Source organism: Streptomonospora nanhaiensis, assembly GCF_013410565.1.
Classification (GTDB): Bacteria; Actinomycetota; Actinomycetes; order Streptosporangiales; family Streptosporangiaceae; genus Streptomonospora; species Streptomonospora nanhaiensis.
The window spans coordinates 4798115-4813400 of sequence record NZ_JACCFO010000001.1 but is presented as its reverse complement, the minus strand read 5'-3'; the positions used below and the strand labels follow the sequence as shown (position 1 = coordinate 4813400).

The 15286-nt window shown below is 75.3% G+C and carries 16 protein-coding genes; 9 read left to right on the top strand and 7 right to left on the bottom strand.

The window, feature by feature from the left end; translation table 11 throughout:
* Positions 1 to 87 precede the first annotated feature (87 nt).
* Both HNR12_RS21395 and HNR12_RS21390 read right to left on the bottom strand, forming a co-directional pair.
* Positions 88 to 1458, bottom strand: coding sequence for an MFS transporter (locus HNR12_RS21395; protein WP_218902003.1), 1371 nt, complete (start codon positions 1456 to 1458; stop codon positions 88 to 90).
* A gap of 275 nt (positions 1459 to 1733) precedes the next feature.
* Complete coding sequence (locus HNR12_RS21390) at positions 1734 to 1883, bottom strand: hypothetical protein (RefSeq protein WP_179769252.1); 150 nt, start codon at positions 1881 to 1883, stop codon at positions 1734 to 1736.
* Positions 1884 to 2089: 206 nt separating this feature from the next.
* On the opposite strand from HNR12_RS21390, the gene HNR12_RS21385 reads away from it, so the two are divergent.
* The 5 genes from HNR12_RS21385 (at position 2090) to HNR12_RS21365 (ending at position 6835) form a co-directional block, all read left to right on the top strand.
* Positions 2090 to 2935: a 3-hydroxybutyrate dehydrogenase gene (locus tag HNR12_RS21385; protein WP_179769251.1), complete on the top strand. Its 846-nt coding sequence runs from the start codon at positions 2090 to 2092 to the stop codon at positions 2933 to 2935.
* Complete coding sequence (locus HNR12_RS21380; protein ID WP_179770795.1) at positions 2920 to 4908, top strand: helix-turn-helix domain-containing protein; 1989 nt, start codon at positions 2920 to 2922, stop codon at positions 4906 to 4908. Before HNR12_RS21385 ends, HNR12_RS21380 begins: the two co-directional genes overlap by 16 nt.
* Positions 4909 to 5046: 138 nt before the next feature.
* Positions 5047 to 5394 carry an SHOCT domain-containing protein gene (locus tag HNR12_RS21375; RefSeq protein ID WP_179769250.1) on the top strand — a complete coding sequence of 116 codons (348 nt, stop codon included), beginning with the start codon at positions 5047 to 5049 and terminating at the stop codon, positions 5392 to 5394.
* Positions 5391 to 5960: a hypothetical protein gene (locus HNR12_RS21370; RefSeq protein WP_338119810.1), complete on the top strand. Its 570-nt coding sequence runs from the start codon at positions 5391 to 5393 to the stop codon at positions 5958 to 5960. The genes HNR12_RS21375 and HNR12_RS21370 overlap by 4 nt, the downstream gene beginning before the upstream one ends.
* Positions 5961 to 6145: 185 nt before the next feature.
* Positions 6146 to 6835: a methylated-DNA--[protein]-cysteine S-methyltransferase gene (locus HNR12_RS21365; protein ID WP_179769249.1), complete on the top strand. Its 690-nt coding sequence runs from the start codon at positions 6146 to 6148 to the stop codon at positions 6833 to 6835.
* A 19-nt stretch (positions 6836 to 6854) separates the two neighbouring features.
* On the opposite strand, the gene HNR12_RS21360 is transcribed toward HNR12_RS21365, so the two are convergent.
* From HNR12_RS21360 to HNR12_RS21345, 4 genes are all read right to left on the bottom strand, one after another.
* A complete protein-coding gene (locus HNR12_RS21360) occupies positions 6855 to 7385 on the bottom strand; it encodes a low molecular weight protein-tyrosine-phosphatase (RefSeq protein WP_179769248.1) in 531 nt (176 codons plus the stop codon).
* 229 nt (positions 7386 to 7614) lie between these two features.
* The gene (locus tag HNR12_RS21355; protein WP_179770794.1) at positions 7615 to 8028 is read right to left on the bottom strand and encodes a response regulator; all 414 of its coding nucleotides are present in this window, start codon (positions 8026 to 8028) and stop codon (positions 7615 to 7617) included.
* A 29-nt stretch (positions 8029 to 8057) separates the two neighbouring features.
* Positions 8058 to 9842 carry a sensor histidine kinase gene (locus HNR12_RS21350; RefSeq protein ID WP_179769247.1) on the bottom strand — a complete coding sequence of 595 codons (1785 nt, stop codon included), beginning with the start codon at positions 9840 to 9842 and terminating at the stop codon, positions 8058 to 8060.
* Entirely contained in the window at positions 9839 to 11071 is a 1233-nt protein-coding gene (locus HNR12_RS21345; protein ID WP_179770793.1) for a PP2C family protein-serine/threonine phosphatase, read from the bottom strand. The genes HNR12_RS21350 and HNR12_RS21345 overlap by 4 nt, the downstream gene beginning before the upstream one ends.
* A gap of 330 nt (positions 11072 to 11401) precedes the next feature.
* Between HNR12_RS21345 and HNR12_RS21340 the strand changes: the two genes are divergently transcribed.
* The 3 genes from HNR12_RS21340 to HNR12_RS21330 all read left to right on the top strand — a co-directional run bounded on the left by HNR12_RS21340 (position 11402) and on the right by HNR12_RS21330 (position 13097).
* Entirely contained in the window at positions 11402 to 12094 is a 693-nt protein-coding gene (locus HNR12_RS21340) for a biliverdin-producing heme oxygenase (protein WP_308118416.1), read from the top strand.
* 72 nt (positions 12095 to 12166) lie between these two features.
* Positions 12167 to 12787 carry a TetR/AcrR family transcriptional regulator gene (locus HNR12_RS21335; protein ID WP_179769245.1) on the top strand — a complete coding sequence of 207 codons (621 nt, stop codon included), beginning with the start codon at positions 12167 to 12169 and terminating at the stop codon, positions 12785 to 12787.
* A gap of 115 nt (positions 12788 to 12902) precedes the next feature.
* The gene (locus HNR12_RS21330; RefSeq protein ID WP_179769244.1) at positions 12903 to 13097 is read left to right on the top strand and encodes a hypothetical protein; all 195 of its coding nucleotides are present in this window, start codon (positions 12903 to 12905) and stop codon (positions 13095 to 13097) included.
* A 22-nt stretch (positions 13098 to 13119) separates the two neighbouring features.
* Here HNR12_RS21330 and HNR12_RS21325 read toward each other — a convergent pair whose 3' ends face one another.
* Positions 13120 to 14073: a 3'-5' exonuclease gene (locus tag HNR12_RS21325; RefSeq protein ID WP_179769243.1), complete on the bottom strand. Its 954-nt coding sequence runs from the start codon at positions 14071 to 14073 to the stop codon at positions 13120 to 13122.
* Positions 14074 to 14280: 207 nt separating this feature from the next.
* On the opposite strand from HNR12_RS21325, the gene HNR12_RS21320 reads away from it, so the two are divergent.
* Positions 14281 to 15258, top strand: a complete 978-nt coding sequence (locus HNR12_RS21320) for an asparaginase (protein WP_179769242.1) — start codon at positions 14281 to 14283, stop codon at positions 15256 to 15258.
* Positions 15259 to 15286 lie beyond the last annotated feature (28 nt).

The window sequence follows — 15286 nt, the reverse complement described above, 5'->3', positions numbered from 1 at the left end:
TCCGCGGTGGTGCGCGGTGCGTAGCGGGGGGCGCCGGGACGCGTGGACGAGGGGGCTGCCCTACCGCCCCCGGAGGCGCCGGAGAGGTCAGCGCACCCCGGCCTCGGGCGCCACCGCGTCGTCGAGGTCGCGGCCCCGGGTCTCGCGGGAGGCCAGCACGGCCACCAGGGTGAGCACGCAGGCCCCGGCCACGTACACCGACACCGGCAGGCCCGACCCGAACCGCGACAGCAGCCAGGTGGCGATCAGCGGGGCCAGGCCGCCCGCCGCGATGGAGGCGAGCTGGTAGCCGATGGACGCCCCCGAGTAGCGCGTGCGGGTGCCGAACAGCTCGGAGAAGAACGCCGCCCGGGGGCCGTACATCGCGGCGTGCAGCACCAGGCCCACCCCGGCGGCGGCCAGGACCATGCCGAAGCCCCCGCCGTCGATGATCGGGAAGAACGCGAACGCCCACAGGCCCGTGCTGACGGCACCGAAGGCGATGACGGGACGGCGGCCGAGCCTGTCGGACAGGGCGCCCCAGATCGGCACGACGACGAGCTGCACGGCCGAGGCGACCAGCAGCGCGTTGAGCACGGTACCGCGCTCCACCCCGGCCTCTTCCACGGCGTAGACCAGGATGAACGCGGTGATGACGTAGTAGGAGATGTTCTCCGCCAGGCGCACGCCCATGGCCACCAGCACCTCGCGCCAGTGGCGGCGCAGCACGTCCACGATGGGCGCGCGCTCGGTGACGCCGGCGCGCGCACGGGCGTCCTCGGCGCGGCGGGCCGCCGCCTGGAAGACCGGGGACTCCTCGACCGCCAGACGCACGTAGAGGCCGATGAGCACGAGTACGCCCGAGAGCAGGAACGGGATGCGCCAGCCCCACGCCTCGAACGCGGAGTCGGCCATGGTCGCGGCCAGCACGGCCAGGACGGCGGTGGCCAGCAGGTTGCCGCAGGGCACCCCGGCCTGCGGCCAGGACGCCCAGAACCCGCGCCACCGGGGGTGGCCGTGCTCGGAGACCAGCAGCACCGCCCCGCCCCACTCGCCGCCCAGCGCGAAGCCCTGGACCAGCCGCAGCGCGATCAGCAGCAGCGGCGCGGCCACGCCGATGGTGGCGTGGCCGGGCAGCAGGCCGATGGCGAAGGTGGAGGCGCCCATCAGCAGGAGGCTGATCACGAGCAGGCGCTTGCGGCCGACGCGGTCGCCGTAGTGGCCGAACACCAGCCCGCCGAGCGGGCGCGCGACGAACCCGATGGCGTAGGTGCCGAAGGCGAGCAGGATGCCGGTCAGCGGGTCGGACTCCGGGAAGAACACGGCCCCGAAGACGAGCGCGGCCGCCGATCCGTAGAGGAAGAAGTCGTACCACTCCACGGTGGTGCCGATGAGGCTGGAGACGACGACCTTCGCGAACGACCCGCGAGGCGCGGGGGGCTCTGTGGTCGGTGGAACGGGGGAACCGGGTGCAGACATGGGCTCGACTTCCGTGCGACGGGGAACTGCGGAAGCAGCAGGGGCAAGCATCGTAAAAGCCCCGATGTGAGCCGGACCATGGCGAGGAGGCACCCATGGCGGTGCCGGTTCATGTGCCTCGGCCACACCCGGTGGTGGCCGTTGGGGGCCGGGGACCGTGCCCGCGCGCGGGGCACGGCGTGCCCCGGCGCCCCTGTGCGGCGGAAACGGCGGGAGACGGTAAGCGGCCATCGCGTGATGGCCGGGGCCGGCGGGCACGCCGAACCCCCGTACGGTCAGGCGGGTGCGGAAGCCTCTGCCTCGCAGTGGAAGCACATCACCGAGTGCTCCACCACCTCGCCGTTCTCGAACCGCTGACCCACGCTGACGGCGAACTCGTCGCACTCAGGGCACGTGAAAGGACCGGACTCGTCGTCCTCCTTCACGCGACGGAGGATGTCATTCCACTCATCGCCATTCATGCCGGGACCCTACCGCCCGCCGGGGACATCGACTGAGGCCGCGAGCGGTCGGGGCGTGGGCCGTGGCATGGCGCGGCAGGGCACGTATGGGGCCGTTCAACACATACGAACCCACTCGTATGGGTTGGTGAGCTATGCGCCCCTTCGTTCCGGGAACCTACATTGGCGGCATGACGACCCGTGGACCCGCCGGGGCCTCCTCCTTCGCGCCTTCGGCGAATGACGCCGCCGCGTCCGTGCCTCTTCCCGCCGATGCCGTCTCCTCCCCCGGGCCCGACCTGCGGGGACGGGTGGCCGTCGTCACCGGGGCCGCCGGGGGGATCGGGCGGGCCTGTGCCGCGCGGCTGCGTGCGGCGGGGGCCGAGGTGCGGCTGGTCGACCGCGACGCCGGCGGTGTCGCGGCGCTCGCCGACGCGGGCCTGGGCACGGCCTTCCCGGTGGACCTCACCGACCTCGACGCCGCCGCCGAGGTCGCGCGCGGCGCCGACATCGTCGTCAACAACGCGGGCGTGCAGACGGTCGCCCCCATCGAGGAGTTCCCGCCCGAGCGGTTCTCCCTCATCCTGCGCCTCATGGTCGAGGCGCCCTTCCGCCTCGTCCGGGCCGCCCTGCCCCACATGTACGAGCGCGGCTGGGGCCGGATCGTCAACATCTCCTCGGTGCACGGCCTGCGCGCCTCCGCCTACAAGTCCGCCTACGTGACCGCCAAGCACGGCCTGGAGGGCTTCTCCAAGGTCGCCGCGATCGAGGGCGCCCCCCACGGTGTGACCTCCAACTGCATCAGCCCCGGCTACGTGCGCACGCCCCTGGTCGAGCGGCAGATCGCCGAGCAGGCGCGCGCCCACGGCATCCCCGAGGACGAGGTCGTGGAGTCCGTCCTGCTGGCCCGCACCCCGCTCAAGCGGCTGATCGAACCCGACGAGGTCGCCGCCATGGCCGTCTACCTCTGCGGCCCCGACGCGTCCTTCGTCAACGGGGCGTCCCTCACCATTGACGGAGCCTGGAGCGCCAACTGAACGACGACACCGCTCCCGCCCCGGGGGTGCCGCCCGCCGCGCCCGGCCCCATCGGCCGGCCGGGCGGCCCCGCCGGCGCCCCCGGCGGGGCCGAGGCGCAGTTCCTGCGGCTGCTGCTGCGCGACGCCCCGGCTGTGGAGTACGAGCGCCCGCTGGTCGAGTCCCGCGCCCGGGGCGCCTCCCCCGCAGAACTCGCCGTCCTGGAGGACACCAAGGTCCTCGCCCTGCGCGTGCGCACCGTGCTCTCCGACCGGCGCCGCCGCGAGTCCGAACTGACCGCCCTCTTCGAGACCGCCAACGACCTCGCCGGCATGCGCGACCTCGACCAGGTGCTGCGCGCCATCGTCGACCGCGCCCGCAACCTGCTGGGCACCGACACCGCCTACCTCACCCTGCGCGACACCGTCCGGGAGAACGGCGACACCGTCATGCGGGTGACCTCCGGATCGGTCTCGGCCCGGTTCCAGCAGCTCCGCCTGGGCCCCGGCGAGGGCCTGGGCGGCCTCGTCGCCCAGACCGCGCTGCCCTACGTCACCGCCAACTACTTCACCGACACCCGCTTCCAGCACACCGCCGCCATCGACGCGGGCGTGCTGGACGAGGGCCTGGTGGCCATCCTGGGGGTGCCCCTCCAGCTCAACGGCCGCGTCATCGGCGTGCTCTTCGCCGCCAACCGCCGCGAACGGCCCTTCTCCCACGCCGAGGTCGCCCTGCTCGGCTCCCTGGCCACCCACGCCTCCATCGCCATCGACAGCGCCAACCTCATCGAGGGCACCCGCGCGGCGCTGGAGGAGCTGAACGCCGTCAACCAGCGGCTGACCGAGCACAGCGGCGCGGTCGAGCGGGCGGCCGAGGCCCACGACCGGCTCACCGACCTGGTGCTGCGCGGCGGCGGCGTGGAGGAGGTCGAGGCGGCGGTGAGCGCGGTCCTCGGCGGCGCGGTGACCGTGCACGACACCTCGGCCCACGGCGCGCGGCCCGCCGACCCCGCCGTGGCCGAGGCCCTACGCGCCTCCCAGGCCAGCGGCCGGGCCGTACGCACCGGGAGCGGGTGGGCGGCGGCGGCCATGGCGGGCGGCGAGCCGCTGGGCGCGGTGCTGCTGGAGGGCGTGGACCTCGACCCCGCCGACCAGCGCATCCTGGAGCGCGCGGCCATGGTGATCGCGCTGCTGCTGGTGATGCGCCGCTCGGCCGGGGAGGCGGAGAACCGGGTGCGCGGCGACCTGCTCGACGCGGTGCTGGACGACCCCGCCCGCGACCCCGACGGCCTGCGCCGCCGCGCCGGGCGCCTGGGCGCCGACCTCGACGCCGAGCACGTGGTCGTCGTGGCCGAGGCCCCCGGCGCCCGCCCGGGGCGGCTCCGCTCGGCGGCGATGCACCTGGCCGAGACCTCCGGCGGCCTGGCCGGGACCCGCGCGGGCGCCACCGTGCTGGTGCTGCCCGGACCCCGGCCCGCCGAGACCGCGCGCAAGGCGGCCGCCGCGCTCGCCGCGGCGGTCAACACCGAGGTCACGGCCGGGGCGAGCGGCCCCACCGCCGGGCTGGCGACGTTCGCGGCGCGCTTCGCCGAGGCGCGGCGCTGCCTGCGCGCCCTGGTCGCGCTGGGCCGCACGGGCGAGGTGGCCACCTCCGACGACCTTGGATTCCTCGGCCTGCTGCTGGGCGGCGACCGCGACGTGGCCGGGTACGTGGACGCCACCCTGGGCCCCCTCGTCGACTACGACGCCCGCCGCGGCACCGCCCTGGTCCAGACGCTGCGCGCCTACTTCGACAGCGGCGGCAGCCTGGCCCGGGCCAAGGACGTCCTGCACGTCCACGTCAACACGGTGGCCCAGCGCCTGGAGCGCGTCGGCCGCCTGATCGGCCCCGACTGGCAGGAGCCCGCGCGCGCCCTGGAACTTCAGCTCGCCCTGCGCCTGCACGCGCTGCTGACCGGCGGCGTCACCGACGACGAGGGCGCCGCCCGCCCCTGACCGCCCCGCCGCCCCTGCCGCCCCGCGTCGGCACGTCCTCCTCCGTCGGCGTGCGTAGGCGGGTGCGCCCGCGCGCGTAGCGGCGAAGCCGCCGGTCGGGCGATGCCCGGCGTAGCAACCGGCGGCGAGGGTGGAGGCATGAACACCACAGCACTCATGGCGGCGGCCGCCGGGTTCGGCGGATTCGGCGACGCCGCCTTCCGCGCCCATCCCGGACCGCCGCCGTTCGCACCGCTGATCGGAGTCTCCATGCTGCTCTTCCTGCTCCTGCTGGGCGTCATCGCCTTCCTGCTCGTCTCGCGCGCCAAGGGCGGGCCGCCGTGGGCGCACCACGGCCCCCGGGCGCGCCACCAGGCCCCCGAGGACGCCGCCAAGCAGGTCCTCGCCGAGCGCTTCGCCCGGGGCGACATCACCGTCGAGGAGTTCCTGGAGCGCGCCAGCGTGCTCAACTGGACCCCCGGCACGGGCGAGGGGAAGCGGCGGTGAGACGCCCGCCCGCGCTCCCGCCCCCCGCGCGCAAGGCGGTCCTGACCGTCCACGTGCTCGCCTCGGTGGGCTGGGCGGGCCTGCACGCCGCCGTCTTGACCCTGGTGGCGGCGGGCCTGGCCGCCGGCGAGCCCGAGCGCACCGGCATGCTCTACGGCGCCGCCGCGACGCTGGTCCAGCTGCTCGTGCTGCCGGTCAGCCTCGTGGCGCTGGCCTCGGGCCTGGCCCTGGCGCTGGGCACCCCGTGGGGCCTGTTCCGCCACTGGTGGGTGGCCGCCAAGCTCGGCCTGACCGCGCTGCTGGTCGCGGGCTCCAACCTGAGCCTGGGCCCGGGGGTGGTGGAGCTGGCCGAGGCCGCCGAGGGCGGCGCGGTCCTGCCGCCGACCCTGGAGGGCGCCCGCATGGTCACCGCCCTGTCGGTCGCGCTGACGGTCCTGGCCGCCACCACGCTGCTGTCCACGGTCAAGCCCTTCGGCCGCGTGCGGCGCGCCGGACGCGGCCGGCCGGACCGCTCGGCCCCGGCCGCCGCGCCCACCGCCCGCGAACACCTCGGGGCCGCCCGATGACGCCTCCGCCCCACCGGCCCGCCGGCCCGCCTCCGGCGGGCCCTCGGCGCGCCCGCGCCTGACACGGCCGCCGGCACCGCGCCCACACGAATCGCCGGGCGCGCCGCCCGCCGAAGCGACAGGGCGCCCGCACCGTGACATCCTCATCGCGGGACGTTCCGAAGCGTGAGAGGAACATGGCCGGCATGTGGCACGGCGAGCTGTACACCGACTTCACCGGCAGCGGCGGCGTCGACGGAACCGGCGGGTCCGGCGGCGACGACCTCGACGCGCTCGTGCGCGCCACCTCGGCCGCGCACGACCGCCCCGGCGGGCGGGCCGCCCTCGACGGGCCCCCGGCGGGCGCCCCGGTCAGCCGCTCCATCCCCTTCGACGTGGTCACCGGCGCCGCCGAGACCCCGGTGGGCTTCCTGTTCCTGGCGATGACCGAGGAGGGCCTCGCGGCGTGCACGTTCGCGCCCGAGGAGACCGTGGTGGACCGGCTGCGCCGCGCCGTCTCCGCCGACATCGGCCCGCACGACGCCCACCTGGACCCCGTGCGCCGCGAGATCGACGCCTACTTCTCCGGCCGCCCCGCCCGCACCCGCGTCCACCTGGACCTGCGGCTGGTCGGCGACTTCGGCCGGGTGGTGCTGCGCTCGCTGCTGGACGTCCCCTACGGGGGCACCGTCACCGTGGGCGACCTGGCCCGGCGCATCGGGCGGCCCAACGCCCGCCGCGCCGTGGCGAGCACCCTGGCGGCCAACCCGCTGTGCCTGTTCCTGCCTTGCCACCGCGTGGTGGCCGACGACTACCCCCGGTCGGTGGGCCCCTACGTCGGCGGCCCCGAGGCCAAGCGCCGCCTGCTGGAGCTGGAGGCCGCGGGCGCCGCCTGAGCGCGCCGGCGGCGCCCGCTCAGCGCGGGCCGCCGGGCCCCAGCAGCGCGGCCAGTTCGGCGGTCAGCCCCTTGGAGGCCGCCTCGACCATCGTCAGCACCGTGCTGAACCCGTCGTCGCCGCCGTAGTAGGGGTCGGGGACCTCGGGGTTGGGCCCGACCTCGCCCGGTGCGAAGCTGCGGAACAGGCGCAGCCGCTCGCGCACCGCGTCCGGGTCGGGGGCGCGGCGCACCAGCTCGTCCATGTTGTCCAGGTCCATGGCCAGGACCAGGTCGCGCCGCTCGAACCACGCGGGGTCGAACTGGCGCGCCACGTGGTCGGTGGGGTATCCGTGCACGCGCAGCGCGGCGGCGGCGCGGGGGTCCATGCCCCAGCCCAGGTGCCAGTCGCCGGTGCCGGAGCTGTCCACCACCACCGCGTCGGCGAGGCCCGCGCGGTCGAGGTCGGCGGTCAGCACCTTCTCGGCCATGGGCGAGCGGCAGATGTTGCCCAGGCACACCACGCAGATCCGGTAGGGACCGGAGGGGTCGCGGGGTTCGGGCAGGCTCATCGGGTGCGCGGCGCGCGCTCCGGCGGCCCGGACGGGCCGGTCGGCGCGGCCGCTCCCCCCTTTCCCAAAGAGGCGCGTGCTGGCGGCGGACCGCCGCCCCCGCCGGGCGGGCGGGGGCGGGCGGCGCGGTCGTGCGGACCGGTCGGGCCGCACGAGGCGGCGCGCGGTCGTCCATACCGTAATCGAGGAACGCGCTTACCGCAGGCGGGCGCGTTTTTTCGGCTCCCGGTCAGCCCTTGGGCAGCCGTACGACGGTCACGAAGAAGTCGTCGATCTGGCGGACCACCCGGATGAAGGACTCGAAGTCCACCGGCTTGGCCACGTAGGCGTTGGCGTGCAGGCGGTAGCTCCGCAGGATGTCCTCCTCGGCCTCGGAGGTGGTCAGCACGACGATGGGGATGTGCGAGAGGGCCTCGTCCTTCTTGACCTCCTCCAGCACCTCGCGGCCGTCCTTGCGGGGCAGGTTCAGGTCGAGCAGGATCAGGTGCGGTGCGGGCGCGTCGGCGTACTCGCCCTCGCGGCGCAGGAAGCGCAGGGCCTCGACCCCGTCGGAGACCACGTGCAGGCGGTTGCCCACCTTGTGCTCCTGGAACGCCTCCTTGGTCATCAGGACGTCGCCGGGGTCGTCCTCGACCAGCAGCACCTCAATGGGTTGCACCAAGTTGACCTCGCTCACTGTCGTCCGACCTGCTCTGGCTCGTCTCCCGCGTCCCGCCCGGCCGGGGCGCGGCCCTCCGCCGGGCCGTCGGCCTCGGGGGAGACGACGCCGGCGGACGCGTGGGCGGCGCCGCCGACCGCGGTGTCGGCGGCGGGTTCCCCGGCGGGGGTGTCCGGGTCCTGCTTGTCGCCCGGGGTGTCCGCGGTGTCCTCGGTGCCCGCCGCGGAGGGTGCCGGGACGTCCGTCCCCTCCGCTGCCTCGGCCCCGGCGGCGGTGCCGTCGTCGGCGGGCAGCGACCAGCATATGCGGGTTCCGCGGCCCTCGTGCTCGGTGTCGAGCCAGATGCGGCCCCCGTGGAACTCCACGATCTTCTTGCACATGGCCAGGCCGATCCCGGTGCCGCCGTACTTGTCGCGGGTGTGCAGCCGCTGGAAGATGACGAACACCCGGTCGGCGTACTGGGGCTCGATCCCGATTCCGTTGTCGGCGCAGCAGAACACCCACTCGTCGCCGCGGCGGCGGACGCCGATGTGCACCCGGGGGCGCTCCTCGCCCCGGAACTTCACCGCGTTGCCGACCAGGTTGAAGAACACCTGGGTGAGCAGGGTGCGGTCGCCCCGCACGGTGGGCAGGTCGTCGCCGGTGATCTCGGCGTCGGCCTCCTCCAGGCGGGTCTCCAGGGAGTTGAGCGCGTCGTCCAGGGCGTCGTTGAGGTCGACCGGCTCGTCGTCCTTGGTGCGCCCGACCCGGCTGAACGCCAGCAGGTCGTTGATGAGCGTCTGCATGCGCTTGGCGCCCTCGACCGCGAAGTCGATGTAGGAGTCGGCGCGCTCGTCCAGCCGCCCCTGGTAGCGGCGCTGGAGGAGCTGGCAGAAGCTGGCCACCTTGCGCAGCGGCTCCTGCAGGTCGTGGGAGGCCACGTAGGCGAACTGCTCCAGCTCGGTGTTGGAGCGCTGCAGCTCCGCCGTCTGGCGCTCCAGCAGCTCCGACTGCTCCTGGAGCTTGCGCCGCGCGGCGCCGACCTCGTCGAGGTCGCGGACGATGCGCTCGCGCATGGCGTCGACGTCGCGGCCCACGCGTTCGATCTCGGGCGGGCCCTGCAGTTCGATGCGGTGGCCGTAGTAGCCGCCGGAGACCTGCGCCAGGTGGCTGGCCAGCTCGTCCAGCGGGCGCAGCACCCAGTTCTGCAGCATGATCCACAGGAAGCAGCACAGCACGACCACGACCACGCCGACCAGGACGAGCAGCGCGACCACCTGCTGGGTGGCCGTGGCCAGGCCGTCGCGGGCCTGCGACAGCTCCTCGTCGATGCTGGTCTCGGCGGCGGTGCCGGCGGCGCGCAGGTCGTCGAAGAGGGCGCGGCCCTCCTGCAGGTCCGCGGCGCTGACCTGCCCGCCCTGCTGGACGGTGTCCAGCGCGGGCGCGGCGAAGTCCTCCTGCCAGGTCTCGCCCGCGGCGATGAGCTGCTGGATGTCGGCGTTGACGTCGCTGTCGGCCTCGGCCAGCGCGCGCAGCTGGGGAAGGCTCTCCTCCAGCGTCTGGCGGCCCTGCTGGTAGGGGTCGAGGAACTCGATGTCGCCGGTCAGGGCGTAGCCGCGGATCCCGTAGTCCAGGTTGAAGTAGGCCGACATCGTCTGGCGCACCGCGCTCTGGGCCGGGGTCAGCTCGTTGACCTGGCGGTCCAGGGAGTCGCGCGCGCTGAAGGCCGCCGCGGTGATGGTCGACACGGAGGCGACCAGCACCACCGCCACCGACGCCAGCAGGATGGTGACCCGGCGGCGCAGGGGCAGTTTCCTCAAGGCCGGTCCCCGTGGGTGATCAGCAGCATCGCGACGTCGTCCTGCAGGGGGCCGCCGTTGGAGCGCTCGGCCTCGTCGATGACGTGCTCGGGAAGGTCCACCACCGACACCCCGCGGGCCAGCAGGTCGGTGACCAGCCGGCGCAGGCCCTCGACCTCCAGCCGGGCGGGCGGCGCGCCGTCGTAGGCGTCGACCAGGCCGTCGGTGTAGAGCATGAGGGTGGCGCCGCGCGACAGCCGGAACTCGTCGACCTCGGTCTCGCCCTCGGGGAAGACGCCCAGCGGCGGGCTCGGGGTGACCGCGACCTCCTCGACCTTGCCGCCGTTGAGGACCAGCGGCGGCGGGTGGCCGAACAGCCGCACCCGGGCCTCCTCGCGGCCGGTGTCGATGCTGGTCTGGCACAGCGTGGCGTACATCTCGTCCTGCGCGCGCTCGCTGACCAGGATCTCGGCCAGCGCGGGCAGCAGGTCGGCCTCGGCCACCCCGCCCATGACCAGGGCGCGCCAGGCGATGCGCAGGCTGACGCCGAGGGCGGCCTCGTCGGGGCCGTGGCCGCTGACGTCGCCGACGATGACGTGGGTGGTGCCGTCCTTGTGCACGGCGTCGTAGAAGTCGCCGCCGACCAGGGCGCGCTTGCGGCCGGGCCGGTAGAAGGCGCGGGGGATCAGCGGGGTGCTGTCGAGCAGCACCTGCGGCAGCAGGCCGCGCTCCAGGCGCATGTTCTCGCGGGCGTACAGCTCGGCCTCGCGCAGCTGGCGGGCGTTCTCGTCGGCGCGCTGGCGCTCGACGGAGTAGCGCAGGCTGCGGGCCAGCAGGGAGCCGTCGACCTGGCCCTTGACCAGGTAGTCCTGGGCGCCGGCGGCGACGGCGGCCACGCCCTCGTGCTCGTCGTTGAGGCCGGTCAGCACCACGACGGCGGCGGAGGCCGCACCGGTCAGCACCTCGCGCAGCAGCTCCATGCCCGAGGCGTCGGGCAGGTTGAGGTCGAGGAGGACGCAGCCGCGGAAGCCGGCGAAGTACTCGCGGGCCTCGGCAAGGGTGCGCACCCAGGTGATGTGGGCGCTCAGCGCCGTGTCGGCGAGCAGTTCCTCCACCAGGAACGCGTCCTGGGTGTCGTCCTCGATGAGGAGGATGTCGACCGCCTCAACGGTGGAGGAGGAACGCCGCTCCATGACGGCCTCAGCGGCCCGGCCGGTGTCGCCCAGCCGCGCGAGTTCGGTATCGGTCATGGTCACGGGCTGGTGTCCTGGTTTCCTGATATCCACACATCGCCTCTACGTCGACCGGTGCGCGGGGAGCGTCGTCAGCCGTTGCGGCAGTCAAACGATAATCGCCCGGCACGGAGTGTCGCCAGCGGGATTGCACGAGAGACATCGAACGAGGGGTTGGGGGGCTGACCCGAATCCTGGGGCGCCTGGTCGCACCCGTGTGCCTTACCAGGCTACCCGGCTTCCCCCCGCCGTTTTCTGACACGCCGTCATCTCGACCCTTGATGGCCGCGCCTCATGCTGACATCATGTCGAAAAAGCCGGAGCGGCAAAGGCGACAAAGGAGGGCGTGTGCCCGCAAATCCCGTCGACGCCAACCCCACCCCCGACACCGAGCAGACCCCCTTCTCCACGGAGCTGCGCCAGGCCACCTGGAGCGACCACGGCGACGCCGAGCAGCAGGGGTTCGTCCAGGCGCTGCTCGACGGCACCCTGCCGCGCGCCGCCTACGCCGCGATGCTCGCCCAGCACCACTTCGTCTACGCGGCGCTGGAGGAGGTCGGCCGGACCCTGGCCGAGGACCCCCTCGCCGGGCGAATCCACTTCCCGGCCCTGAGCCGGGTCCCCGCCCTGCACCGCGACCTCACCGCCCTCTACGGCCCCGACTGGCGCGACCGCGTCTTTCCCACCCCGCCCACGCGCGCCTACACCGCCCGGATCGAGGGCACCGCCGCCGACCCCGCCCGGTACGTGGCCCACCACTACACCCGCTACATGGGCGACCTCTCCGGCGGGCGGTTCCTCCGCCGGGCCGCCGAACGCGCCTACGGAATTGACGCCGACTCCGGCACCGCGTTCTTCGACTTCCCCGGACTGGGCAGCCTGCTGCGCTTCAAGGACGGCTACCGCCGCCGGCTGGACGAACTGGACCTCGACGCCGCCGCCCGGCGCCGGGTCGTCGCCGAGACCCGCCTGGCCTACCGGCTCAACGCCGAGGTGCTGGCCGACCTCGGCCGCACCCACGCCGGCGGGCGCGCCGCCTGAACAGGCCCGCGCCGGGCGGCGCCGCGGCACAACCGCCGCCCGGCGCGGTCACCGCGTGCGACCATAGGGGCCATGCCCAAGATCTCCGCGCCCACCATCGCGGCGCACCGCGCGCAGACCCGCGAGCGCATCCTCGACGCCGTCGCCGCGCTCACCCGCGTGCAGGGCATCGACGAGATCTCCATGACCGAGGTCGCCGCCGAGGCGGGCATCACCCGCACCGCGCTCTACAACTACTTCCCCGACAAGCCCGCTCTGCTGCTGGCCTTCACCGAGCGGGTCACCAGCGGGTTCGTGGAGCGCTACCGCCGCGAACTGGCCGGCGACGCCTCCGCCGCCGACCGGCTCGACGCCTTCATCCGCTTCCAGCTCGACGGCCTGGCCGAGCACCCCCACCCGGCGGCGGGCGAGCTGGGCGCCAGCCTGGGCCCCGACGCCTACCAGGCCCTGGCCGACCACGTGGCGCCCATGCACGCCCTGCTCGACGAGATCCTGCGCGCCGGGGTGGCGGCCGGGGAGTTCGCGCCGGTTCCGGTCGAGCCGGTGGCCCGCCTCATCCTCGCCATGGTCGGCGCCCAGCGGGTGCCGCTCCAGCGCGGCGAGACCACCCCGCACGAGGCGCACCGCCTGGTGGCCGGGTTCACGCTGCGCGCCCTGCGCCAGGGCGACACGGCGGCACCGCCGCTCACGTGAGGTGATTGCGGCGCGCCCCTAACCTGCCGCGAGGCCGGATCCGACGCGCGGCAGCGCCCGCGGTGCGGCAGAATCGGGCTCCATAGCAGCCTGTTCTCCCCGGAAGGGCCGCCCGGTGTCCATACTGCTGATCCTCCTCGGCGCCGCCCTGGTCGCCATCGCCGTGTTCAACCGCGTGCCCCGGTTCCAGCCGGCGTGGTCGCCCCAGCTCGTGCCCGCCCGACTCACCGAGGCCGGGCGCGCGACCCTCACCACGGTCGGCGGCAGCGCGCTGATCATCGCGTTCTTCCTGGCGCTGTCAGGGGTGTGAGGCGGGGCCGGCCGCGGGTGCCTCAGCCGCGCCCCACGAGCCGGCGCAGCCGCCGCTCCGCCTGGCGCGCCGCGCCGGCGGCCGCCAGCACACCGGTGAGCACCGCCGCGCCCGCCACCGCGTCGCGGGCCAGCGCGCGCTGCCCGGCCGCCCGCTCGGCCGCCGCGCGCTCGTCGGCGTCGAACCGGCCGCCGCACGCCCGGAAGTCCAGTTCCAGCTCCCGCCAGCGGTGCGGCCACGGCGCCGGCGGCCGCTCGGGATGCGGCCGGGCCGCCCGCGCGCCGTCGGACCCGCTCCAGGCCGTGCGGGTCTTGTAGGTGGCGCGCCCCCGGCGCGGGAAGTCCAGCGGCTCGGGCCGGGGCCCGGTGTAGCGCAGCGGCCCCGGCGCGTTGGCCAGCAGTTCGGCCAGCAGTTGGGCGCAGGCCCGGGCGTCGCCCAGCGCGGTGTGCTGCCCGGTGGGCCAGTGCCCGCCCAGGGCGTGGCTGGCGCGGGGCAGCGAGTAGCGCGGCAGGTCCACCTGCGCGCGCAGCGCCCGCAGGGTGCACAGCCCCGGCAGGCCGCCGGGCAGGCCGGCCGGGAGGAACTCCGCCGCCAGGAACCGGCCCTCGAAGTCGAGGTTGTGCCCGGTGACGACCGCTCCGCTGAACAGCTCCGCCAGCACGTCGACCAGTTCGGCGGCCTTGGGCGCGCCCACCACGTCGCCGGCGCCGATGCCGTGGAACTCCTGCCCGGCCAGGGGCACCCCGGGGTCCACCAGGGTGCTGAACTCGCGCAGCACCGCGCCGTCGCCGCGCATGCGGACCACGGCGATCTCGCAGACCCGCGCCCCCTCGCGCGGGTCCAGGCCCGTGGTCTCGACGTCGACGACCGCGTACTCCAGGTCGCGTGCCTCGGCCGGCCCGCGCCGGTGGCGGGTCAGCCCGCCCATCCGGAGCACCCGCCCGAAGTCCGGTTCGGTCTCCAGCACGTCGCCCATCCCCCGTCTGCGTCACTCGCGGCGGTGGTGTCCCACCGGGCCGACCCTATGCCAGAGGCGGCGGGCGCGGTCCGGGCGGCATGCGCCACCATGGCCCAGACGGCTTCGACGGCCCGGCGCCGCGGCCCGCCCGGGAAGACCCCGGCCGCCGCGCGCGTTGACCCGTCCCGGCCCCCCGGTTTCCACCCCGACCTGTGAGGAGTACCCATGCCCGAGACCGCGCCGCCGCCCTACGTCCCCCTGGTCGAGGTGGTCCGCTCGGGCTTTCGCGAGGGCGTCCACTACGGGGCCGTCGTGGGGCTCACCGCCTCGGGTGAGATCGGCTACGCCCGCGGCGACGTCGCCGCGCCCATGCTGCCGCGCTCGGCGGCCAAGCCCTTCCAGGCCGCGGCCGCGCTGCGGGCGGGCGCGCCGCTGCACGGCCCGCAGGTGGCCATCGCCGCGGGCAGCCACAGCGGCGAGCAGCGCCACGCCGACCTCGTGCGCGCGACCCTGGCGGCCTCGGGCCTGTCAGAGGACGACCTGGGCTGCCCGGCCGAGTGGCCGCTGGACCGCCACGAGCGCGACCGCCTGCTGCGCTCGGGCGGCGGGCCCGCCCGCGTGCTGATGAACTGCTCGGGCAAGCACGCCGCCATGCTGGCCGCCTGCGTGGCCCGGGGCTGGGACACCGCCGGCTACCTGGCGCCCGACCACCCCGTGCAGCAGGCGGTGCGGTCGGCGATCGAGGAGCTGTGCGGCGAGCCGGTCGCCCACACCGCCGTCGACGGCTGCGGCGCGCCGCAGCTGGCGGTGTCGCTGCTCGGACTCGCGCGGGGCCTGAGCGCCATGACCCGCGCCGACGGCGGCGGCCCCGAGGGCCGCGTCCTGGCCGCCATGCGCGCCCACCCCGAGTACGTGGCCGGCGAGCGCCGCGACGACACCCGGCTGATGCGCGCCCTGCCCGGGCTCGTCTCCAAGATCGGCGCCGAGGGCGTCATCGCGCTCGCCGCGCCCACCGGCGAGGCGGTGGCGGTCAAGATGAGCGACGGCGACCCGCTGGGCCGCGCGCGCACCATGGCCGGCCTCACCGCGCTCGCCGCGCTGGGGGTGGACGTCGCGCCCGTGCAGGACATGCTGGAGGCCGAGGTCCTGGGCGGCGGCGCGCCCGTGGGCGGCGTCCGCCCGCTGCCCGAGGCGCGCGGCTGAAACCCGCTCCCGGCGGGGAATCGGCGCG